We start from the raw sequence: 17544 nt of genomic DNA on the forward strand, positions 1-17544 counted from the left end.
TTCTCCATGGGCCCCAGCATTCTCGTTGCGCAGAACCTTAGCAAAGTGGTCCCCAGCGCGGAAGGTGACCTGACCATCCTCCACGCCCTCTCCCTCGACCTCGCCCAGGGCGACAGCCTGGCCATCGTCGGTGCCTCCGGCTCGGGCAAGTCGACCCTGCTCGGGCTGCTCGCCGGCCTCGACCGCCCCAGCGCCGGCCGAGTCATCCTCGCCGGTCACGACCTCGGCCCGCTGGACGAGGACCAGCGCGCCAGGGTCCGCGCCGAACATGTCGGATTCGTCTTTCAGTCGTTCCAGCTACTCGACAGTCTCAATGCCTTGGAAAACGTGATGCTGCCGCTGGAGCTGGACGGTCGGCGCGACGCTCGCGAGCACGCCCGCACCCTGCTGGAGCGGGTCGGCCTGGGCAAGCGCCTGACCCACACCCCGCGCCAGCTTTCCGGTGGCGAGCAGCAGCGGGTCGCCATCGCCCGCGCCTTCGCCGCACAGCCGGCAGTGCTGTTCGCCGACGAACCCACCGGCAACCTCGACAGCCATACCGGCGAGCGCATCAGCGACCTGCTGTTCGAGCTGAACAAGGAGCGCGGCACCACCCTGGTGCTGGTCACCCATGACGAGCGCCTGGCCCGGCGCTGCCGGCGCCAGATCCGCCTGGACGCAGGCCGCCTGGTGGCGCCGGTGGAGGCCTGATGAAGCACATGCCGCTGTCCCGCCTGTGCGGCCTGGCCCTGCGCCAGCTGCTGCGCGACCTCCGCGCCAGCGAAGTGCGCGTACTGTTCTTTGCCCTGCTGGTGGCGGTTGCCGCCAGTACCGCCATCGGTTATTTCGGTGCCCGCCTGAATGGCGCCATGCAGTTGCGCGCCAGCGAGTTCCTCGGCGCGGACCTGGTAGTGCAAGGCAGCGCGCCGGCTCGTGAAGAACAGCTCAGCGAGGGCCAGGCACTAGGGCTGCGGCATGCCCAGGTCGTGGAGTTCACCAGCGTGGTGGGCGGCGATGCCGGCATCCAGCTTTCGAGCATCAAGGCGGTCGACGGTGCCTATCCATTGCGCGGCCAGGTGCGCAGTGCCGCCGCGCCCTATGCCGAGGAAACCCCTGGGGGCGGCCCGGCACCTGGAGAAGCCTGGGTCGAACCTCGCCTGCTCGCGGCCCTGGGGCTGAAGATCGGCGACAGCATCGACGTCGGCATGAAGACCTTGCACATGAGCCGCGTGCTGACCTACGAGCCAGACCGTGCCAACAACTTCTACAGCCTGACGCCCCGCGTAATGATGAACCTGGCCGACCTGCAGGCCACCGGGGTGATCCAGCCCGGCAGCCGGGTCAGCTACCGCGACCTGTGGCGCGGCGATACCGAAGCCCTCGTGCAGTATCGCCAGGCGGTGGAAAAGAACCTTGCCGCCAACCAGCGCCTGCTCGACACCCGCGATGGCAACCGTCAGATCGGCGGCGCCCTGGGCAAAGCCGAGCGCTACCTGAACATGGCCAGCCTGGTGGCCGTGCTGCTGGCGGGCGTCGCCGTGGCGCTGTCGGCCAGCCGCTACGCTGCGCGTCGCCTGGATGCCAGTGCCTTGCTGCGCTGCCTGGGGCTATCGCGGCACCAAGCGCTAGGCCTTTACTGCCTGCAGCTGGCAATGCTAGGCCTGGTGGCTGCGCTGGCTGGCGCCCTGCTTGGCTGGCTGGCGCAACTTGGCCTGTTCAACCTGCTGCACGGTTTGCTGCCAAGCGAAGTGCCGCCTGGCGGTGTGATTCCGGCGCTGGCCGGCATCGCCACCGGCCTGGTGGCCCTGGCCGGCTTTGCCTTGCCGCCGCTGGCCGCATTGGGTCAGGTACCCCCGTTGCGCGTACTGCGCCGCGACCTGCTACCCATGCCGCCGAGCAGTTGGCTGGTGTATGGCTCCGCCCTCCTCGCCCTAGGCCTGATCATGTGGCGCCTGAGCCTTGACCTGCTGCTGACCTTCGCCCTGCTGGGTGGCGGCCTGATGGCTGCGCTGCTGCTGGGCGGGCTGCTGTTGCTCGGTTTGCAAAGCCTGCGCAAGGCGCTTGCTGGCGCACCACTGACCTGGCGCCTGGGGCTTGGCCAGTTGCTGCGCCACCCCATGGCGGCTGCCGGGCAAGCCCTGGCCTTTGGCCTGATCCTGCTGGCCATGGCCCTGGTTGCGCTGCTGCGGGCAGAATTGCTCGACACCTGGCAAGCACAACTGCCCAAAGATGCGCCCAACCACTTTGCCCTGAATATCCTGCCCGCTGACCGCGAACCGTTCGCCCAGCGACTGCACGAGGTAAATGCCAGCTCGGCACCGCTGTACCCGGTGACACCGGGCCGGCTGATTCAGATCAACGATCAACCGGTGCAGCAGATCGTCAGCAAGGACTCCGCTGGCGAGCGAGCCGTACAGCGCGACCTCAGCCTGACCTGGGCTGCCGACCTGCCAGAGGGCAATGTGCTGAGCGCAGGCAGCTGGTGGCAGGCGCTGCCTGCCGGCGATGAACTCCCCGGTGTGTCGGTCGAGGCCGAACTGGCCGCCAGCCTCAAGCTGCAACTGGGCGACCTGCTGACCTTCGACATTGGCGGCGAGCAACGCCAGGCGCGCGTCAGCAGCCTGCGCAGCGTGCATTGGGACAGCTTTCAGCCGAACTTCTACATGATCTTCCAGCCGGGCACCCTGCAAGGGCTGCCAACCACCTACCTGACCAGCTTCTACTTGGCCCCAGGCCATGACCTGGACGTAGTTGCGCTGTCGCGGGCCTTCCCAGCGGTGACCATCCTGCAGGTCGATGCCTTGCTCGAGCAGCTGCGCAGCATCCTCGCCCAGGTCACCCTGGCGGTCGAATATGTGTTGCTGTTCGTGCTGGCGGCGGGGCTTGCCGTGTTGTTCGCCGGGTTGCAGGCGACGCTGGACGAGCGGATTCGCCAAGGCGCCTTGCTGCGGGCACTGGGCGCCGCGCGCCCCTTGTTGGTCAAGGCTCGGCGCATCGAGTTCGGTTTGCTGGGGGCAGCCAGTGGCGCCTTGGCGGCGCTGGGGTGCGAGTTGATTACCCTGGTGCTGTATCGCTATGCATTCGACCTGCAGTGGAGCCCACATCCGTGGCTGCTGGTATTGCCGCTGGTCGGGGCGCTGCTGGTGGGTGGGGCAGGTGTCCTGGGCACTCGACGAGCGCTGAATGCCAGCCCACTGGCGGTACTACGGGAAAGTTGATGGCGCCTGTGCTGGCCTCTTCGCGGCTAAAGCCGCTCCCACAGGTACATCACCAGCTTCCAGCCCCGCGCTGTACTTGTGGGAGCGGCTTTAGCCGCGAAGAGGCCAGCACAGGCAACATTGATTCATTGCCCGTAGTGAATGTTGTTCACATACCAGGTCGCCTGGCCCGTCGGTGTGTTCACCACCACTTCGTCGCCCTCCTGCTTCTTGAGCAGGGCCCGGGCCATCGGTGAGTCGATCGAGATATAGTCGTTGCGGCCATAGATCTCGTCATACCCGACAATGCGAAACTTCATGGTCTCGCCGTCATCGTTCTCGATCTCGACCCAGGCACCGAAGAACACCTTGCCTTCCTGCTGCGGCGAGTAGGCGACCACCTTCACGTCCTCGAGGCGCTTGCGCAGATAGCGGACCCGGCGGTCGATCTCGCGCAACAGCTTCTTGTTGTACTGGTAGTCGGCATTTTCGCTGCGGTCACCCAGCGAAGCGGCCCAGGTCACTTTCTGGGTGATTTCCGGGCGATACACTCGCCACAGATGGTCCAGCTCCTTCTTCAGGGCCTCGTGACCTTCCGTGGTAATGATGTTGGTGCTCAACGGCGCGCTCCTCAGCGTCGGGTGATCAGGCCCTGACGCGCGATGCGGGTAAGCTGGCCGATGACTTCGGCCGCGTCTTCCCGGGCGGGTGCCTGGATCACCGCCAGGTCGAAGCGATCGTTGCCGAACTGTTCCAGGCGGCAGGCATCTTCGGCAAACTGGATGAGAAAGGCGCGGGCCTGGCCCTTGCGGCGCGACAAGCCTTCAAGGTGACGCAAGAGCGTGGGCTGATGCTGGCCACCGAGCAGGATGCGCGGTGTGCGGGAAGCCTGGCTGGCAGGCAATGGGCTCAAACAGACACTGGTACGTGGACAACTCATGGAGTTTCTCTCCGCCTCGCGAATCCCGCTGGGCAGCGGTGGAGGCGTCACCGAACCAGCGCTTTAGCGGTATTTCGGATGACCCGGAGAGGGGGCCAGTCCTGCGCCCCGCAAGTAGCTGTTTAAATCGGCGCAGGCGGTATGCTAGAGCGACAAGGCGCAAGCTGCAAGCCCCAAGCTGAAATGCGTTCGGCTTGGGGCTTGCAGCTTGCAGTTTGTTAACTGTCAGCGGGCGATCAGGCGGTCAAGGGAGAAGCGCCCCGCACCTTCGATCAGGACCGCCACGGTGCCGGCCAACAGGGCCAGGGCGAACTCATAGCCGTTGTTGGACATGAACAGGCCGTTGTTGATATGCACCGAGAAGATCGCCACCACCAGGGTCACCGTCAGTGCCAGTGCTGCCGGACGGGCCAGCAGGCCGATCACCAGGGCCAGGCCGCCGAAGAACTCGGCGCTACCGGACAACAGCGCCATCAGGTAGCCCGGCGCCAGGCCGATGCTTTCCATCCATTGGCCGGTGCCTTCCAGGCCGTAGCCGCCGAACAGGCCGAACAGTTTTTGCGCACCGTGCGCCATGAAGATCACACCGACCAGGATGCGGATCACGCTCAGGCCCAGGCCAGCGCGGGTGGAGAGCAGTTTGCTGATTGCGTTGTTCATTTCGAAGCGTCCTTGAAACTGGGAAGTTGTGTTGGGATGGGTGCCATCATAATCAATTCATCTGATATGAAAATCGCAAAAAACCCAACATAACAATCGACAAAATCGATTTGTCAGCGACTGACCACACGCTCCAGTGCCGGGCGTTCCCGATTGAACGCCAGGAAGTACTTGTTGACGCTGTTGACGAAATTGACCGGCCCCATGCCGACCTGCTCCATGGCGATGCGCTCGGTCTGGAAGAACCACTGATTACCGTTGAGGCCGCGCTTGCGGGCCTCGGCACGCATGGCCTGGACCCGCTCCGGGCCAAGGTTGTAGGCCGCCAGCACAAACGCCATGCGCTCACGCTCATTGATCTGCGGGCTGGCGAAGAACTTCCGGCGGATCAGCGCCAGGTAGCGCGCACTGGCCTGGACATTGCCATCGACCGAGCCGGTGTCGCTGACCCCCACCCGTTGCGCAGCCGACGGGGTGATCTGCATCAGGCCGTGTGCCCCGCCGCTGCCGCGTGCGGCAGGGTTCAGGGTGGACTCCTTGAAGGCCAGGGCCGCCAGGTTCAACCAGTCGATCTGCTGCGCCTCACCATGCTTCTGCAACACCGGGCGCAGTGCGTTCAGGCGCTGACGGTCCTTGCGCGCCAATGGGTTGTGCACACGGTACTGGCGCCGGTAGATGCGCTCGAAGGCCGCATCCTGGTTTTCTGGCGCGCGATAACCCTGCAGAAAGCGATCAACCGTGGCCAGCAGCATGGTTGCATCACGCCGCACGTACCAACGCATGGCCTGCGCCTGCCCCAACTGCACGCGGGTGTCCAGGCGCAGCTTCGGCATGACCCTGGCCCAGCGCTGAGCGATCGGGCGCTCCACCATGGTCAACGGATAGATACCGGCCTGGACCATCTCCAGCACATCTTCCACCGCCAGGGTCGAATCGACCCATTCGATCTTGATCGGCGCCCGCTTGCGCAGCGCCAGCTGCTGGTTGAGCTGCTGGATCACTGCACCTGCCGCACTGGCGCTGGTCAATGCCACCGTACGCCCGGAGAGCTGCTCGGCGCGGGTATAGCTGCGCTCACCGTTGCGCCCGACCAGCAGCAACGGCACCTGGTCCAGTACCGGTGCACTGCTGTTGACGCCACCCGTTACCGCCGGGTCGAGCAGTTCGCCCGGTGCGGCCAGGTCCCCCTCACCGCGCTGCAAGGCACCCAGCAGTTGCTCCTTGGCGCGTGGAATGATCTTCAGGCTGATCTGCTGGCCATCGCCGGCCCGGGCATTGAGGTAATGCTCAAGCCCGCGCAGGCGGTAATACTCGATACCCACCGGCTCGCCCTTGATTTCACCGGAGCTGTTGCGGCTCTGGTTGACCAGCACTCGCAGCACCTTGGTGCTGCGGATCTGCTGCAGGTCACGTGCCGTTTTCGCCGGCACGTTCTGCTGTGGCCCCGGCAGCCGTGCATAAGCCGGACCGACCGTCGTCAGCCCAAGCATCAGCAACAGGGTCAGCAGGTATCGCAGCATGCGAAATCGTGTCCGTGGTCGGTGGGCGGCAGCCATGGTGGTACGCGCGGTCGTGAGAAATGACGGTAAAAGACCACGGCAAACGCCTGAAGTTCTTGGTTTTTTCCGAATATCACGCTTTTTGCTATGCTGGCCGCCCCGCGGCACGAGGTAGCACCATGCAACTGATCGATATCGGCGTCAACCTGACCAACAGCAGTTTCCACGACCAGCAGGCCGCCATCGTCGAGCGCGCCATCGAAGCCGGCGTGGTACAGATGATCCTGACCGGCACCAGCCTGGAGGTCAGCGAGCAGGCGCTGGAGCTGTGCCAGCAACTCGATGGCGACGGCCAGCACCTGTTCTCCACAGCTGGCGTGCACCCACACGACGCCAAGTCCTGGGATGGCACCAGTGAGCGGCAACTACGCCAGTTGCTGGCTGAATCTCGCGTGCGTGCCGTAGGCGAATGCGGGCTCGACTTCAACCGCGACTTCTCCCCTCGCACGCTGCAGGAGAAGGCCCTGGAGGCCCAGCTGGCCCTGGCAGCCGAACTGCGCCTGCCGGTGTTTCTGCACGAACGCGATGCCAGCGAGCGCCTCCTGGCCATCCTCAAGGATTACCGCGACCACCTGCCAGCCGCGGTGGTGCATTGCTTCACCGGTGAGCGCGAAGCCTTGTTCGCCTACCTGGACATGGACCTGCACATCGGCATCACCGGCTGGATCTGTGACGAGCGTCGCGGCACCCACCTGCATGCGCTGGTGGGCAATATTGCCGAAGGCCGGCTGATGCTGGAGAGCGACGCGCCCTACTTGCTGCCACGCAGCCTGCGACCGAAGCCGAGAAACGGCCGCAACGAACCGGCCTACCTGACCGAGGTGCTGCGCGAAGTGGCACTGCACCGCAACGAGCGCATCGAACACTGCGCCCAGCACACCAGCGCCACGGCCAAGGCCTTCTTCCAGCTTCCTTGACGCATGTCATGAACCGTTCTCGAGTGCGCGGGCACAATGATGGCACCTTGCCAATAATGTTTCCGCTCAACTCAGAGAAGACCTACCCATGGGTGCCTGGCTTAGCAATATTTCCCTGAAGTACAAATTCTGGGCCGTCAACGCGGTGGCCTTCGTCACGACCTTGCTGCTGGTGCTGTATGCGGTGCACCTGGAGCAACGTGCCCGCGCCGATGCCGCGCAGGCCCAGGCGCAAGCCCAAGCCGAACTACTGGCCGCCTGGCCCACCGGGCAGCCCCTGCCCCGCCAGGCCAACCTGATCACCTGGCAACCCGGCCAAACCCCGACCTACGCGGGTGAAAACCTCGAAGCCCTGGCCAATGGGCAAGGCTGGGTCGCCCTGCCGGCGGCCTGGATCCTCGGCGACAACCCGCTGCGCGGCGCCCAGGTACTGCGCCATGGCGACCAACAACTGGCCGTGCTGGCAGCAGCACCGAGCCTGCGCCAGGTGTTCTTCGACCGCTTCAGCAACTACGCGTTCTGCGTGCTGATCCTGATGCTGGCGATGCTCGGCGCCTCGCAGCTGCTGATCCGCTTCCTGCTCAGCCAGCTCAACACCCTCAAGGACGTGATGCTGCACGTGGAGAAGACCGGCGACCTGTCAGCCCGCGTGCCCTTGGCCTGCGGCGATGAAGTGGGCCAGATGGCCGGCGCCTTCAACGCGATGCAGGCCACCTACCACCGCGTGGTCAGCACTGTCGCCGACACCGCGGCGCAGCTGGACTCCGGTGCCGCACGCCTGGCCGCGAGCATGAACGAAGTGCGCCATGGCATGCTCGGCCAACAGAGCGAGACCGACCAGGCCGCCACGGCCATCAATGAAATGTCGGCCACCGTGCACCATATTGCCCAGCATGCTGGCGCCACTCGCGACTTGTCGCAGACCGCCGACACCCTCGCTGGCAGCGGCAAGGAAGTGGTCAACCGGGTACAGGGCTCAATCTCCGGGCTTTCCAGTGGCGTTCAGCAAACCGCTGAAATGATTCGTCAGCTCGCCGACGACAGCCAGAAAATCAACAGCGTGGTCGGGGTCATTCACAGCATTGCCGAGCAGACCAACCTGCTGGCACTCAACGCCGCCATCGAAGCGGCCCGCGCTGGCGACCTGGGCCGTGGCTTTGCCGTGGTCGCCGACGAGGTACGCAACCTGGCCAAGCGCGTGCAGTCGTCCACCGACGAAATCACCCGCATGGTCGCCGACCTGCAGGCCGGCACCCGTGACGCCGTGGAGTTCATGCAGGAAAGTTCTTACAAAGCCGACGACTGCGTCCGCCAGGCGCAAGAGGCCGGTGCGGCGCTGGCCGAGATTACTGATGCGGTCGCGCAGATGCGCGAGAGCAACACGCAGATTGCCGTCGCCGCCGAGCAGCAAAGCCAGGTGGCCGAAGAAATGAACCGTGCGGTGGTGAGCATCCGCGATGTGACCGAACAGACCGTGCAGCAGACCGTGGGCTCGGCCACCACCAGCAGTCAACTGGCGACCCTGGCCGGCGAGCTGAGCAAGGCCATTGGCCAGCTCAAGCTATAGTCGCCATAGCCAGCCTCGATTGGCCCCGTAACCGGGGCAGCACTAAGCTTTGGGCATGCCTGTAACAAACAGCGCGACCCACATCGCGAGGAGCTGCCCATGAGCAAACGACTGCCCAATCTGCACGCCTGGCAATGGCGTGGCTACCACCATAATCACCGGCACCCGACCAACCTGGTGCTGCACCTGATTGCCGTGCCGCTGTTCATCCTCGGCGCCCTGCTGGTGCTGTCAGGCCTGTTCGCCCTGGACCTGGGCCAGATCGCCGTCGGCGTTATCGCCCTGATCGCGGGCCTGGGCCTGCAGCGCCACGGGCATCGACTGGAAGCCGAACAGCCCGAACCGTTCGCCAACCGCAAGGACGCCGTACAGCGGCTGCTGACCGAGCAGTTCGTCACGTTCCCGCGCTTCGTTCTCAGCGGTGCCTGGTGGAAAGCCTGGCGTGAGCGGCACAAGCACCGGCGGTGATGATCAGGCGAAGACCGTAACGGTCTGCCGGCTCAGGGCCAGCAGCTCTCCTGCGGCACTCCACAATGCTGCCGCCGCGTGGCCGTAGCCATCACGCGCATGTTCGGTCTCGACACGGTAATAGCACCAGTCCAGCGTTGACAGCGTTGCCGTCGGCTGGATGAATTCGATGGTCCAGGTCAACGTACTGCCCGCTGCAGGCTGCTTGAGGAATGGCATCAGGCTCGGTGGCCAGGCATCCACCAGCGCCAGCAGGTGCGCTTCGTTGACCTGTTCTTCGGCAACATCGCGCAGGCGCACCCAGCCGCCCATGTGGCGCGATGGATTGCCACTGAATGGCAGGCCACCCACCGCCCAGCGCAAGGCGACATGGCGCATGAACTCCGGGGTGACGCCCTTGATGTAAGGTAACTCAGGCGCGGCCTGCTCAAGCGGTTTCATTTCCACGGCGGGTGCAGCGGCAACATCGACCACCGATGGCCGACCCGCACCAAAATTACCCTGTACCAGCGTTACCACCTGGCCTTCCTGAATGGCCCGACCCAAAAGCGTGCTGACCGCCTTGCCCTCACGCAGCACCTCGATCTCGAAACGGATGGGTACATCCGCAGCCGCCGGGCTGACGAAGCTGATGGCCAACGAGCGCACCGGGCGATCATCGGTGAGCTTCAGGCGCATGCTTTCATAAACCATGGCCGCCATCAGGCCGCCGAACACGGCGCGCCCCTGGGCCCAGCTGGGCGGAATGCTGACCGCGTCGGGGTTTTCCCGCACGGCGTCTAGCAGTTGGTTGAAATTCATCGGCCGGCTCCTGGCGCTTACCTGTAGCAAAAGGTCCGCCAATACTAGCCAGCAAACCCCGGCCGATCAGCCCGCATATCGGTCATTTGCCGGGCTAACGTCGCTTGAGCGCGGCCTGCAGCGCATCAAGGGTGACATCGGCGGTGCGCTCAGCCTCGTGCAGTTCCTGCTCCCAATCCAACTTGCAAGGCGCCAGGTCCGGGTGATCCTTGGCCTGCAGCAACCACTGCAGGCGATCGTGCCAGTCACCCAGATCGCCCTGAGCCCTCTTCAGCAGGCGCTGCAGTTTCTTGCCGGCATGATCGAGTTGCGGGTACGCCTCGTCGCCGTAGCGCACCCGTTTGATCAGCAGGCGCAGGCGATGGCGATCATGGGCCGGGTCTTGCAGGGCCTCACGCAATTTGTGCCACTGCTTGACCAGGCGCTTGTCGACACGCCTGTCCAGCAACTTGGCCAGCCCCTCGCGCTCTGCTGCCCGCAAGAACAGCGGGAACGCATCGACGATCGCCAGCACCCGGGTCAGCTGCGGGCTGGCGGCAACGCTGGCGAATGTCCTGTCGCGCCCCGCCAGGCGTCGCTGCCCGGCTTCGGCATGGCCGCGCCCGATGAGCTCGGCAGCCAGCACCTCACGATCACGCAGAGGCGTGGTCAATGTGCCCAACGAACTGGCCGCCTCCTCCAGTTGCTCCACACCCGGCAGCCCCTGCAACGGCCGCAACAGGCTACGCAGGCGCCGCAGGTTGGTACGCAGGTCGTGCAGGGCCTCGCTGTCGGTATCCGCAGCCAGGCGCTCACGACAGGCCAGCAGGCGTACCTGCAAGGTCAGCAACTGGGCAACGACATGATCGAGCATGGCGGACATGTGTCGCTCCTTGGTCAGCGCCCGGCGCGCGACTCACGAATGTAGAAGCGGGCCTTTTCGGCTTTGTGGGTGCACCCTTCGTAGCCTTCGAACTGCTGCTGCGTCTTGGCGCCGGTCAGCAACGACAGGGCCTTGGAATAGCTGACGGTGCCAGCGAACCCTTCGGCCTTGGCCAGGTCCAGCTCCTTCCAGGCGCCATCGAGCTGAGTCGCGCAGCTTTCGCGGTAGGCCGTCTTGCCCGCGCAGCCTGCAAGGGCCAGGGCAATCAATGGAAGGCAGATCCAGGCTTTCATCAGTAATACCTCAAAGGTCAAAAGAGTGGCTGTTCGACGCCCATACACCTGAAAAGTGCCAGGCTCGATATGCTTTGCTTAGAGTAGTTCAGCGCAGTCTGGATTGAAGCACAGGCAGCGATGAGTGCATTGTAGGACCATGGTTGTACCAGCCGGGGATCGCTCATGAGCAAACGCGTGGCATTGGTGTTGGGATCGGGGGGCGCTCGTGGGTATGCCCATATCGGCGTGATCGAGGAAATCGAACGGCGCGGCTACGACATCGCCTGCATCGCCGGCTGCTCCATGGGCGCGGTAATTGGCGGTATCTACGCGGCAGGCAAACTGGAAGAATACCGCAACTGGATCGAAAGCCTGGACTACCTGGACGTGCTGCGCCTGGTCGACGTCAGCTTTCGCCTTGGTGCCATCCGCGGTGACAAGGTGTTCGGCCAGATTCGCAAGATTGTCGGCGACATGAACATCGAGCAGCTGCGCATCCCTTACACAGCAGTAGCGGCCGACCTTACCAACCAGCAGGAAATCTGGTTCCAGGAAGGCTGCCTGCATCAGGCCATGCGCGCCTCGGCGGCGATACCAAGCCTGTTCACACCCGTGATGCAGGGCAACCGCATGCTGGTCGACGGCGGCATTCTCAACCCGCTGCCGATCGTCCCGGTGGTGTCCAGCCATTGTGACCTGATCATCGCGGTCAATCTCAACGCCACCAACCAGAAGCAGTATCAACTGCCGGTGATCGAGCGGCCCGCCGCCTTCAAGATGCGTTTCGACGCCCTGCTCAGCTCACTGGGCTCGCGCCTGCCATTTCGGCGCAAGCCGGCCGAAGAGCTGATTCGCATCGAGCAGGAGATCGTCGCCGAAGGGCTGGCACCACCCAACCCCTGGCTGGCCGACACTGCCGACCCGGAGGCTCAGCAACCCGCCGCTGCGCCCGAACGTGAAGGCGCGCCGAAGTCGGCGACCGGCTCGTTCATCATCGACAACGTCGGGCCGGCCTCGCTGCTCGACCTGATCAACCAGAGCTTCGAGGTGATGCAGACGTCACTGGCACAGTACAAGATTGCCGGCTATCCGCCGGATGTGCTGATCAACGTGCCCAAGCGGGTGTGCCGGTTCTTCGAGTTCTACAAGGCGCCTGAACTGATTGCGCTGGGGCGAGAGATTGCGCGGGATACGCTGGATAATTACGAAGGCAGGAAACGCTAGGCCGGTACGGGTGCTAGAAATGAAACAGGCCGCATCGCGCGGCCTGTTTCATCATGCATCCATCACTCAGTAACGGGTGATGTCGGCTGTGCCTTCCAGCTGCTTGCGGTAGGCCGCAAAGTCCTGCTGGCCAGCACGCGATGCGAGGTAGCGGCGGATCTGCTGCTTCTCGTCGTCGCTGGCGGCGGCACCTTCGTTGACGCCCTTGAGCTGCAGCACGACCAGGCTGCCGTCGGCCAGGACCACGCTGCCGTAGACCGGCTTGTCCTTGGCTTGCGGCTTGGCAAGGCGGAACAGCGCTTGCAGCTCGGCCGGGTCGATACCGTCCTGACCACGGGTCACGGCTTCGTGGGTCTTCCATTGCTGGCCGTCGTGAGCGCCAGCGGCAGCGATGGAGCCGTCACGCAGGCCGGCAATCAGCTTGTCCGCCTTGGTCTTGAGTTCGGCAGTCGCCTTCTCCTTGGCCAGGTGTTCGCTGATGTTCTTGGCCACGGCTTCCAGCGGCAGTTGCTCCGGCTTGCGGTGCTCCTTGACGCGCAGCACCACAGTGGTTTCCGGGTCCAGCTCGATGGCGGTGCTGTTGGCACCTTCATCCATCACTTCTTCCGAGAACGCAGCCTGGATCACGCCACGGTTGGCGGTAATGCCTTCGCCGCCTTCGCGGCCGAACGGCGCGGAAGTGTGCACCTTGAGATTCAGGTCCTGGGCCGGCTGGGCCAGGTCGGAAGCCTCGTAGGCAGCATCCTGCAGCTGCTTGCTGGCGTCGACGTAACGCTGCTCGACCAGCGGGGTCTTCAGGTCACGGGTCAGCTTGTCCTTCAGGCTGGCGAAGCTCGGAATTTCCGGCGCCTGCTTGCCCAGCAGCTTGATCAGGTGGTAGCCGAATTCGGTACGCACCGGGGCCGATACCTGGCCGTCGTTGAGCTTGTACAGGGCATCTTCGAAGGCCGGGTCATATACGCCCGGGCCGGCGAAGCCGAGGTCACCGCCATTGCTGGCAGAACCTGGGTCCTGGGAGAACTCCTTGGCCAGCTTGGCGAAGTCTTCACCCTTGGCCAGGCGCTGCTCGACCTCTTCGGCCTTGGCCTTGGCCTGGGCGTCGGTGACCTTGTCGTTGACCTCGATGAGGATATGCGCGGCATGGCGCTGCTCGGCGAGGTTGGCGACTTCCTTCTCGTACTGGGCCTTGAGCTCTTCGTCGGTGACCTTGACCTGGTCGAAGAACGCCGACTTCTTCAGCTCGATGTAGTCGATGACCACCTGGTCGGGAGTCATGAACTCCTTGGCGTGCTGGTCGTAATGCGCCTTGACCTCGTCATCGCTGACCTTGACCGCGGCCGGGTCGGCCTTGAAGGTCAGGGAAGCGAAATCGCGGGTCTGGTTTTCCAGGCGGGCAAAGGCGTCGACCTGCTGGTCGGTGACGAAGCTGCTGCCGGCGATGCCGGTACGCAGCTGGCCGATCAGCATCTCTTCCCCGAGCATGTCGCGGAATTGCATGCGGCCATAGCCCATCTGGCGGATGACCTGGTCGAAACGATCAGCGCTGAACTTGCCATCGACCTGGAATTCCGGTGTCTGCAGGATCACTTGATCCAGTGCGGCTTCGGAGAAGGCGAACTTGGCGTCTTCAGCACCCTGCAGCAGCAGTTTGCGATCGATCAGCCCTTTGAGCGCAGACTCGCGCAGCAATTTGTCATCCAGCAGCGCTGGGTCGAAATCCTTGCCCAGCTGTTGCATCAGCTGACGGCGCTGCATGTCGGCGGCCTGGCTCAGCTCGTTCTGGCTGATGGTGTGGCCGTTTACCTTGGCCGCGTCCTGGCTGTGGGTGGCGGCCTTGAAAATGGCTTCGAAGCCGGTCAACGCCATCAACACGACGATGAGGCCGATGATGGTCTTGGCAATCCAACCTTGTGAATTGTCCCTGATATTTTGCAGCATGCGTCCCCCAGAAACGGCTGTACCACTGCGTCGACAACCGCGGAGCGTGGGTAGAATCCTGATAAAAGAAAGGCGCATCCGAGGATGCGCCTTTTCTTAGCAAACGTGTCAGGCGGGAACGTTTGCGGCCCGCCATCAGCGTGCTCGGACCTGGCCAGGCCGGGTCCGGCTGAAAGAGACGACTTAGTTGACGGCGTCTTTCAGGCCTTTGCCAGCCTTGAAGCCTGGAACCTTGGCAGCAGCGATCTTGATCGCCTTGCCGGTTTGTGGGTTACGGCCGGTGCGCTCGGCGCGCTCTTTGACCGAGAAGGTACCGAAGCCAACCAGAACGACGTCGTCGCCTGCTTTCAGGGCGCCAGTCACGGAGTCGATCACAGCGTCCAGAGCTTTGCCGGCGGCAGCCTTGGAAATGTCAGCCGATACAGCGATAGCGTCAATCAGTTCCGACTTGTTCACTCTAAGTCCCCTTATTTCTCTATTGAGTTTGTTTCTAAGTATGTAATGAAAAGCTTATGAAACGTGCGCTGGGTGGCCTGTTGACAATAGCGTGCCGCTTTATAGCAAGGCCCCGAAAAAACTGTCAAGGAAAGCCCCCCAGCCAAAAACTACTAATGCGTGCTGATTCTTTCCTTAGCATCGCCGTCGCGTTTGTCATCTTTCGCGACAATCTCCGGAGCCACATCTGGCAAGGGCTCCGGGGCGTATTGCAGCGCAATTTGCAGGACTTCGTCAATCCATTTGACCGGTTTGATCTGCAGATCCTGTTTGATATTTTCCGGAATTTCTTTCAGATCGCGAACATTCTCCTCGGGAATGATCACCGTCTTGATCCCGCCGCGGTGTGCTGCCAGCAGTTTTTCCTTCAACCCGCCGATGGCCAATACCTGGCCACGCAGGGTGATTTCGCCGGTCATGGCCACATCGGCGCGTACCGGAATCTGCGTCAGCGCGGACACCAGCGCGGTGCACATGCCGATACCCGCGCTCGGGCCGTCCTTCGGCGTGGCGCCTTCAGGCATGTGGATATGCACGTCGTGCTTCTCGTGGAAGTCGGCGGCAATCCCCAGGCTGCGGGCACGGCTGCGGACCACGGTCTGCGCGGCAGTGATCGATTCGACCATGACATCACCCAGCGAGCCGGTCTTGATCAGCTGACCCTTGCCAGGGATGACCACCGACTCGATGGTCAGCAATTCGCCGCCCACCTGGGTCCAGGCAAGGCCGGTGACCTGGCCGATCTGGTCCTGCTGCTCGGCCAGGCCATAGCGGAACTTGCGCACGCCCAGCAGGTGCTCGAGCTGCTCGCTGGTGACCTTGACCTTGACCTGTTTCTGCCCGGTATGTTCCTTGACCACCTTGCGGCAAACCTTGGCGATCTGACGCTCCAGGCCACGCACACCGGCTTCGCGGGTGTAGTAACGAATGATGTCGCGAATCGCCGAGACGTCGATGTCCAGCTCTTCGTTCTTCAAGCCGTTGGCCTTGACCTGCTTGGGCGTCAGGTACTTGACCGCGATGTTGATCTTCTCGTCCTCGGTGTAACCCGGCAGGCGGATGACTTCCATGCGGTCGAGCAACGCCGGCGGAATGTTCATCGAGTTCGAGGTGCACAGGAACATCACGTCCGAGAGGTCGTAGTCGACTTCCAGGTAGTGGTCGTTGAAATTGTGGTTCTGCTCCGGGTCGAGCACTTCCAGCAGTGCCGAGGCCGGGTCGCCACGCATGTCGCTGCCCATCTTGTCGATCTCGTCGAGCAAGAACAACGGGTTGCGCACACCCACCTTGGTCATTTTCTGGATCAGGCGGCCAGGCATCGAACCGATGTAGGTACGACGGTGACCACGAATCTCGGCCTCGTCACGCACACCGCCCAGGGCCATGCGCACGAACTTGCGATTGGTCGCGGCAGCGATCGACTCGGCCAGCGAGGTCTTGCCCACGCCAGGCGGCCCCACCAGGCACAGCACCGGGCCGCGGATCTTCTTCACCCGCTTCTGCACGGCGAGGTACTCGAGGATGCGCTCCTTGACCTCTTCCAGGCCATAGTGGTCGGCATCGAGGATCTCCTCGGCCTTGGCCAGGTCAAGGCGCACCTTGCTCTGGGCCTTCCACGGCACCTGCACGAGCCAGTCGAGGTACGAACGCACCACGGTGGCCTCGGCAGACATCGGCGACATCTGCTTGAGCTTGTTCAGCTCGGCCTGGGCCTTGGCCATGGCGTCTTTCGGCAGGCCAGCGGCTTCGATGCGCTTTTTCAGCTCTTCGACTTCGTTGTGGCCTTCGTCACCATCGCCGAGTTCCTTCTGAATGGCCTTCATCTGCTCATTCAGGTAGTACTCGCGCTGGCTGCGCTCCATCTGCTTCTTGACCCGGCCACGGATACGTTTCTCAACCTGCAACAGGTCGATCTCGGCATCCAGCAGGGCCAGCACGTGCTCGACTCGGGTCGCCAGGTCGACGATTTCGAGGATTTCCTGCTTCTGCTCGATCTTCAGCGCCATGTGCGCGGCCATGGTATCAACCAGGCGCCCAGGCTCTTCGATGCTGTTCAGTGACGACAGCACTTCGGCAGGGACTTTCTTGCCCAGCTGCACGTACTGCTCGAACTGCGACAGCAGCGTGCGCACGAAGACTTCCGACTCGCGCTCGGCGGCGTCGGTTTCGTCGATCAGGGAAACTTCGGCACGGATGTGCCCTTCTACTTCGGTGAAGCGCTCGACCGCACCGCGCTGTTCGCCCTCGACCAGCACCTTGACAGTGCCATCGGGCAGCTTCAGCAGTTGCAATACGGTAGCGACGGTACCGACCCGATACAGGGCGTCTTCGCCTGGATCGTCATCGGCGGGGTTCTTCTGGGCCAGCAGCAGGATCTGCTTTTCGCCCGTCATCGCGGCCTCAAGGGCTTCGATAGACTTCTCACGCCCCACGAACAGTGGGATGACCATGTGCGGATAGACGACGACATCGCGCAATGGCAAAAGAGGCAAGTCGAGGGTGGTCTTCATGATTTCGCCTCTACAGCGGCCTTATGGCCGGAAACCGGTGGAAATGATGCTTGGACCTAATGTGGGGGCACGCTTGGGAAATTACAAGCGCTTGCATAGGAAAAGCAGAAAGGGGCCCGTAGGCCCCTTTCTTTCTTGCTTGCTGCCATCAC

The 17544-nt window shown here is 63.4% G+C and carries 16 protein-coding genes; 6 read left to right on the forward strand and 10 right to left on the reverse strand.

What is annotated here, in order from left to right:
• Positions 1-6: 6 nt before the first annotated feature.
• Together N430_RS01640 and N430_RS01645 are read left to right on the forward strand one after the other, a co-directional pair.
• Positions 7-690 (forward strand): ABC transporter ATP-binding protein, encoded by a 684-nt coding sequence (locus N430_RS01640; protein ID WP_110631646.1) that lies wholly within the window; start codon positions 7-9, stop codon positions 688-690.
• Complete coding sequence (locus N430_RS01645; protein ID WP_110631643.1) at positions 690-3197, forward strand: ABC transporter permease; 2508 nt, start codon at positions 690-692, stop codon at positions 3195-3197. Before N430_RS01640 ends, N430_RS01645 begins: the two co-directional genes overlap by 1 nt.
• A gap of 125 nt (positions 3198-3322) precedes the next feature.
• Here N430_RS01645 and greB read toward each other — a convergent pair whose 3' ends face one another.
• From greB to N430_RS01665, 4 genes are all read right to left on the reverse strand, one after another.
• The gene (gene greB / locus N430_RS01650) at positions 3323-3796 is read right to left on the reverse strand and encodes a transcription elongation factor GreB (protein ID WP_110631638.1); all 474 of its coding nucleotides are present in this window, start codon (positions 3794-3796) and stop codon (positions 3323-3325) included.
• Positions 3797-3807: 11 nt separating this feature from the next.
• On the reverse strand, positions 3808-4116 hold the full coding sequence (locus N430_RS01655; protein WP_103448157.1) for a hypothetical protein: 309 nt from the start codon (positions 4114-4116) through the stop codon (positions 3808-3810).
• 225 nt (positions 4117-4341) lie between these two features.
• Positions 4342-4776, reverse strand: coding sequence for a DoxX family protein (locus N430_RS01660; protein WP_110631636.1), 435 nt, complete (start codon positions 4774-4776; stop codon positions 4342-4344).
• A 113-nt stretch (positions 4777-4889) separates the two neighbouring features.
• Positions 4890-6296 (reverse strand): transglycosylase SLT domain-containing protein, encoded by a 1407-nt coding sequence (locus N430_RS01665; protein ID WP_110631632.1) that lies wholly within the window; start codon positions 6294-6296, stop codon positions 4890-4892.
• Between the two features lie 158 nt (positions 6297-6454).
• On the opposite strand from N430_RS01665, the gene N430_RS01670 reads away from it, so the two are divergent.
• The 3 genes from N430_RS01670 (at position 6455) to N430_RS01680 (ending at position 9287) form a co-directional block, all read left to right on the forward strand.
• Positions 6455-7252 carry a TatD family hydrolase gene (locus N430_RS01670; protein ID WP_110631629.1) on the forward strand — a complete coding sequence of 266 codons (798 nt, stop codon included), beginning with the start codon at positions 6455-6457 and terminating at the stop codon, positions 7250-7252.
• Positions 7253-7340: 88 nt separating this feature from the next.
• On the forward strand, positions 7341-8819 hold the full coding sequence (locus N430_RS01675; RefSeq protein WP_110631626.1) for a methyl-accepting chemotaxis protein: 1479 nt from the start codon (positions 7341-7343) through the stop codon (positions 8817-8819).
• A gap of 99 nt (positions 8820-8918) precedes the next feature.
• A complete protein-coding gene (locus tag N430_RS01680; RefSeq protein ID WP_110631623.1) occupies positions 8919-9287 on the forward strand; it encodes an Mpo1-like protein in 369 nt (122 codons plus the stop codon).
• A 3-nt stretch (positions 9288-9290) separates the two neighbouring features.
• Here N430_RS01680 and N430_RS01685 read toward each other — a convergent pair whose 3' ends face one another.
• From N430_RS01685 to N430_RS01695, 3 genes are all read right to left on the reverse strand, one after another.
• A complete protein-coding gene (locus tag N430_RS01685) occupies positions 9291-10088 on the reverse strand; it encodes an acyl-CoA thioesterase II (protein ID WP_110631620.1) in 798 nt (265 codons plus the stop codon).
• A 94-nt stretch (positions 10089-10182) separates the two neighbouring features.
• A complete protein-coding gene (locus N430_RS01690; RefSeq protein ID WP_110631618.1) occupies positions 10183-10950 on the reverse strand; it encodes a CHAD domain-containing protein in 768 nt (255 codons plus the stop codon).
• 14 nt (positions 10951-10964) lie between these two features.
• The gene (locus N430_RS01695; RefSeq protein ID WP_103448165.1) at positions 10965-11243 is read right to left on the reverse strand and encodes a hypothetical protein; all 279 of its coding nucleotides are present in this window, start codon (positions 11241-11243) and stop codon (positions 10965-10967) included.
• 165 nt (positions 11244-11408) lie between these two features.
• Here N430_RS01695 and N430_RS01700 point away from each other — a divergent pair, with 165 nt between their 5' ends.
• On the forward strand, positions 11409-12449 hold the full coding sequence (locus tag N430_RS01700) for a patatin-like phospholipase family protein (RefSeq protein ID WP_110631615.1): 1041 nt from the start codon (positions 11409-11411) through the stop codon (positions 12447-12449).
• Positions 12450-12515: 66 nt separating this feature from the next.
• Here N430_RS01700 and N430_RS01705 read toward each other — a convergent pair whose 3' ends face one another.
• The 3 genes from N430_RS01705 to lon form a co-directional block, all read right to left on the reverse strand.
• Positions 12516-14387 carry a SurA N-terminal domain-containing protein gene (locus N430_RS01705; protein WP_110631612.1) on the reverse strand — a complete coding sequence of 624 codons (1872 nt, stop codon included), beginning with the start codon at positions 14385-14387 and terminating at the stop codon, positions 12516-12518.
• Positions 14388-14570: 183 nt separating this feature from the next.
• Complete coding sequence (gene hupB, locus N430_RS01710; protein ID WP_054883552.1) at positions 14571-14843, reverse strand: nucleoid-associated protein HU-beta; 273 nt, start codon at positions 14841-14843, stop codon at positions 14571-14573.
• A gap of 152 nt (positions 14844-14995) precedes the next feature.
• The gene (lon, locus tag N430_RS01715) at positions 14996-17392 is read right to left on the reverse strand and encodes an endopeptidase La (RefSeq protein ID WP_110631609.1); all 2397 of its coding nucleotides are present in this window, start codon (positions 17390-17392) and stop codon (positions 14996-14998) included.
• Positions 17393-17544: the final 152 nt, after the last annotated feature.

Origin of the sequence: Pseudomonas sp. CC120222-01a, from assembly GCF_003097235.1 — a bacterium.
GTDB lineage: Bacteria > Pseudomonadota > Gammaproteobacteria > Pseudomonadales > Pseudomonadaceae > Aquipseudomonas.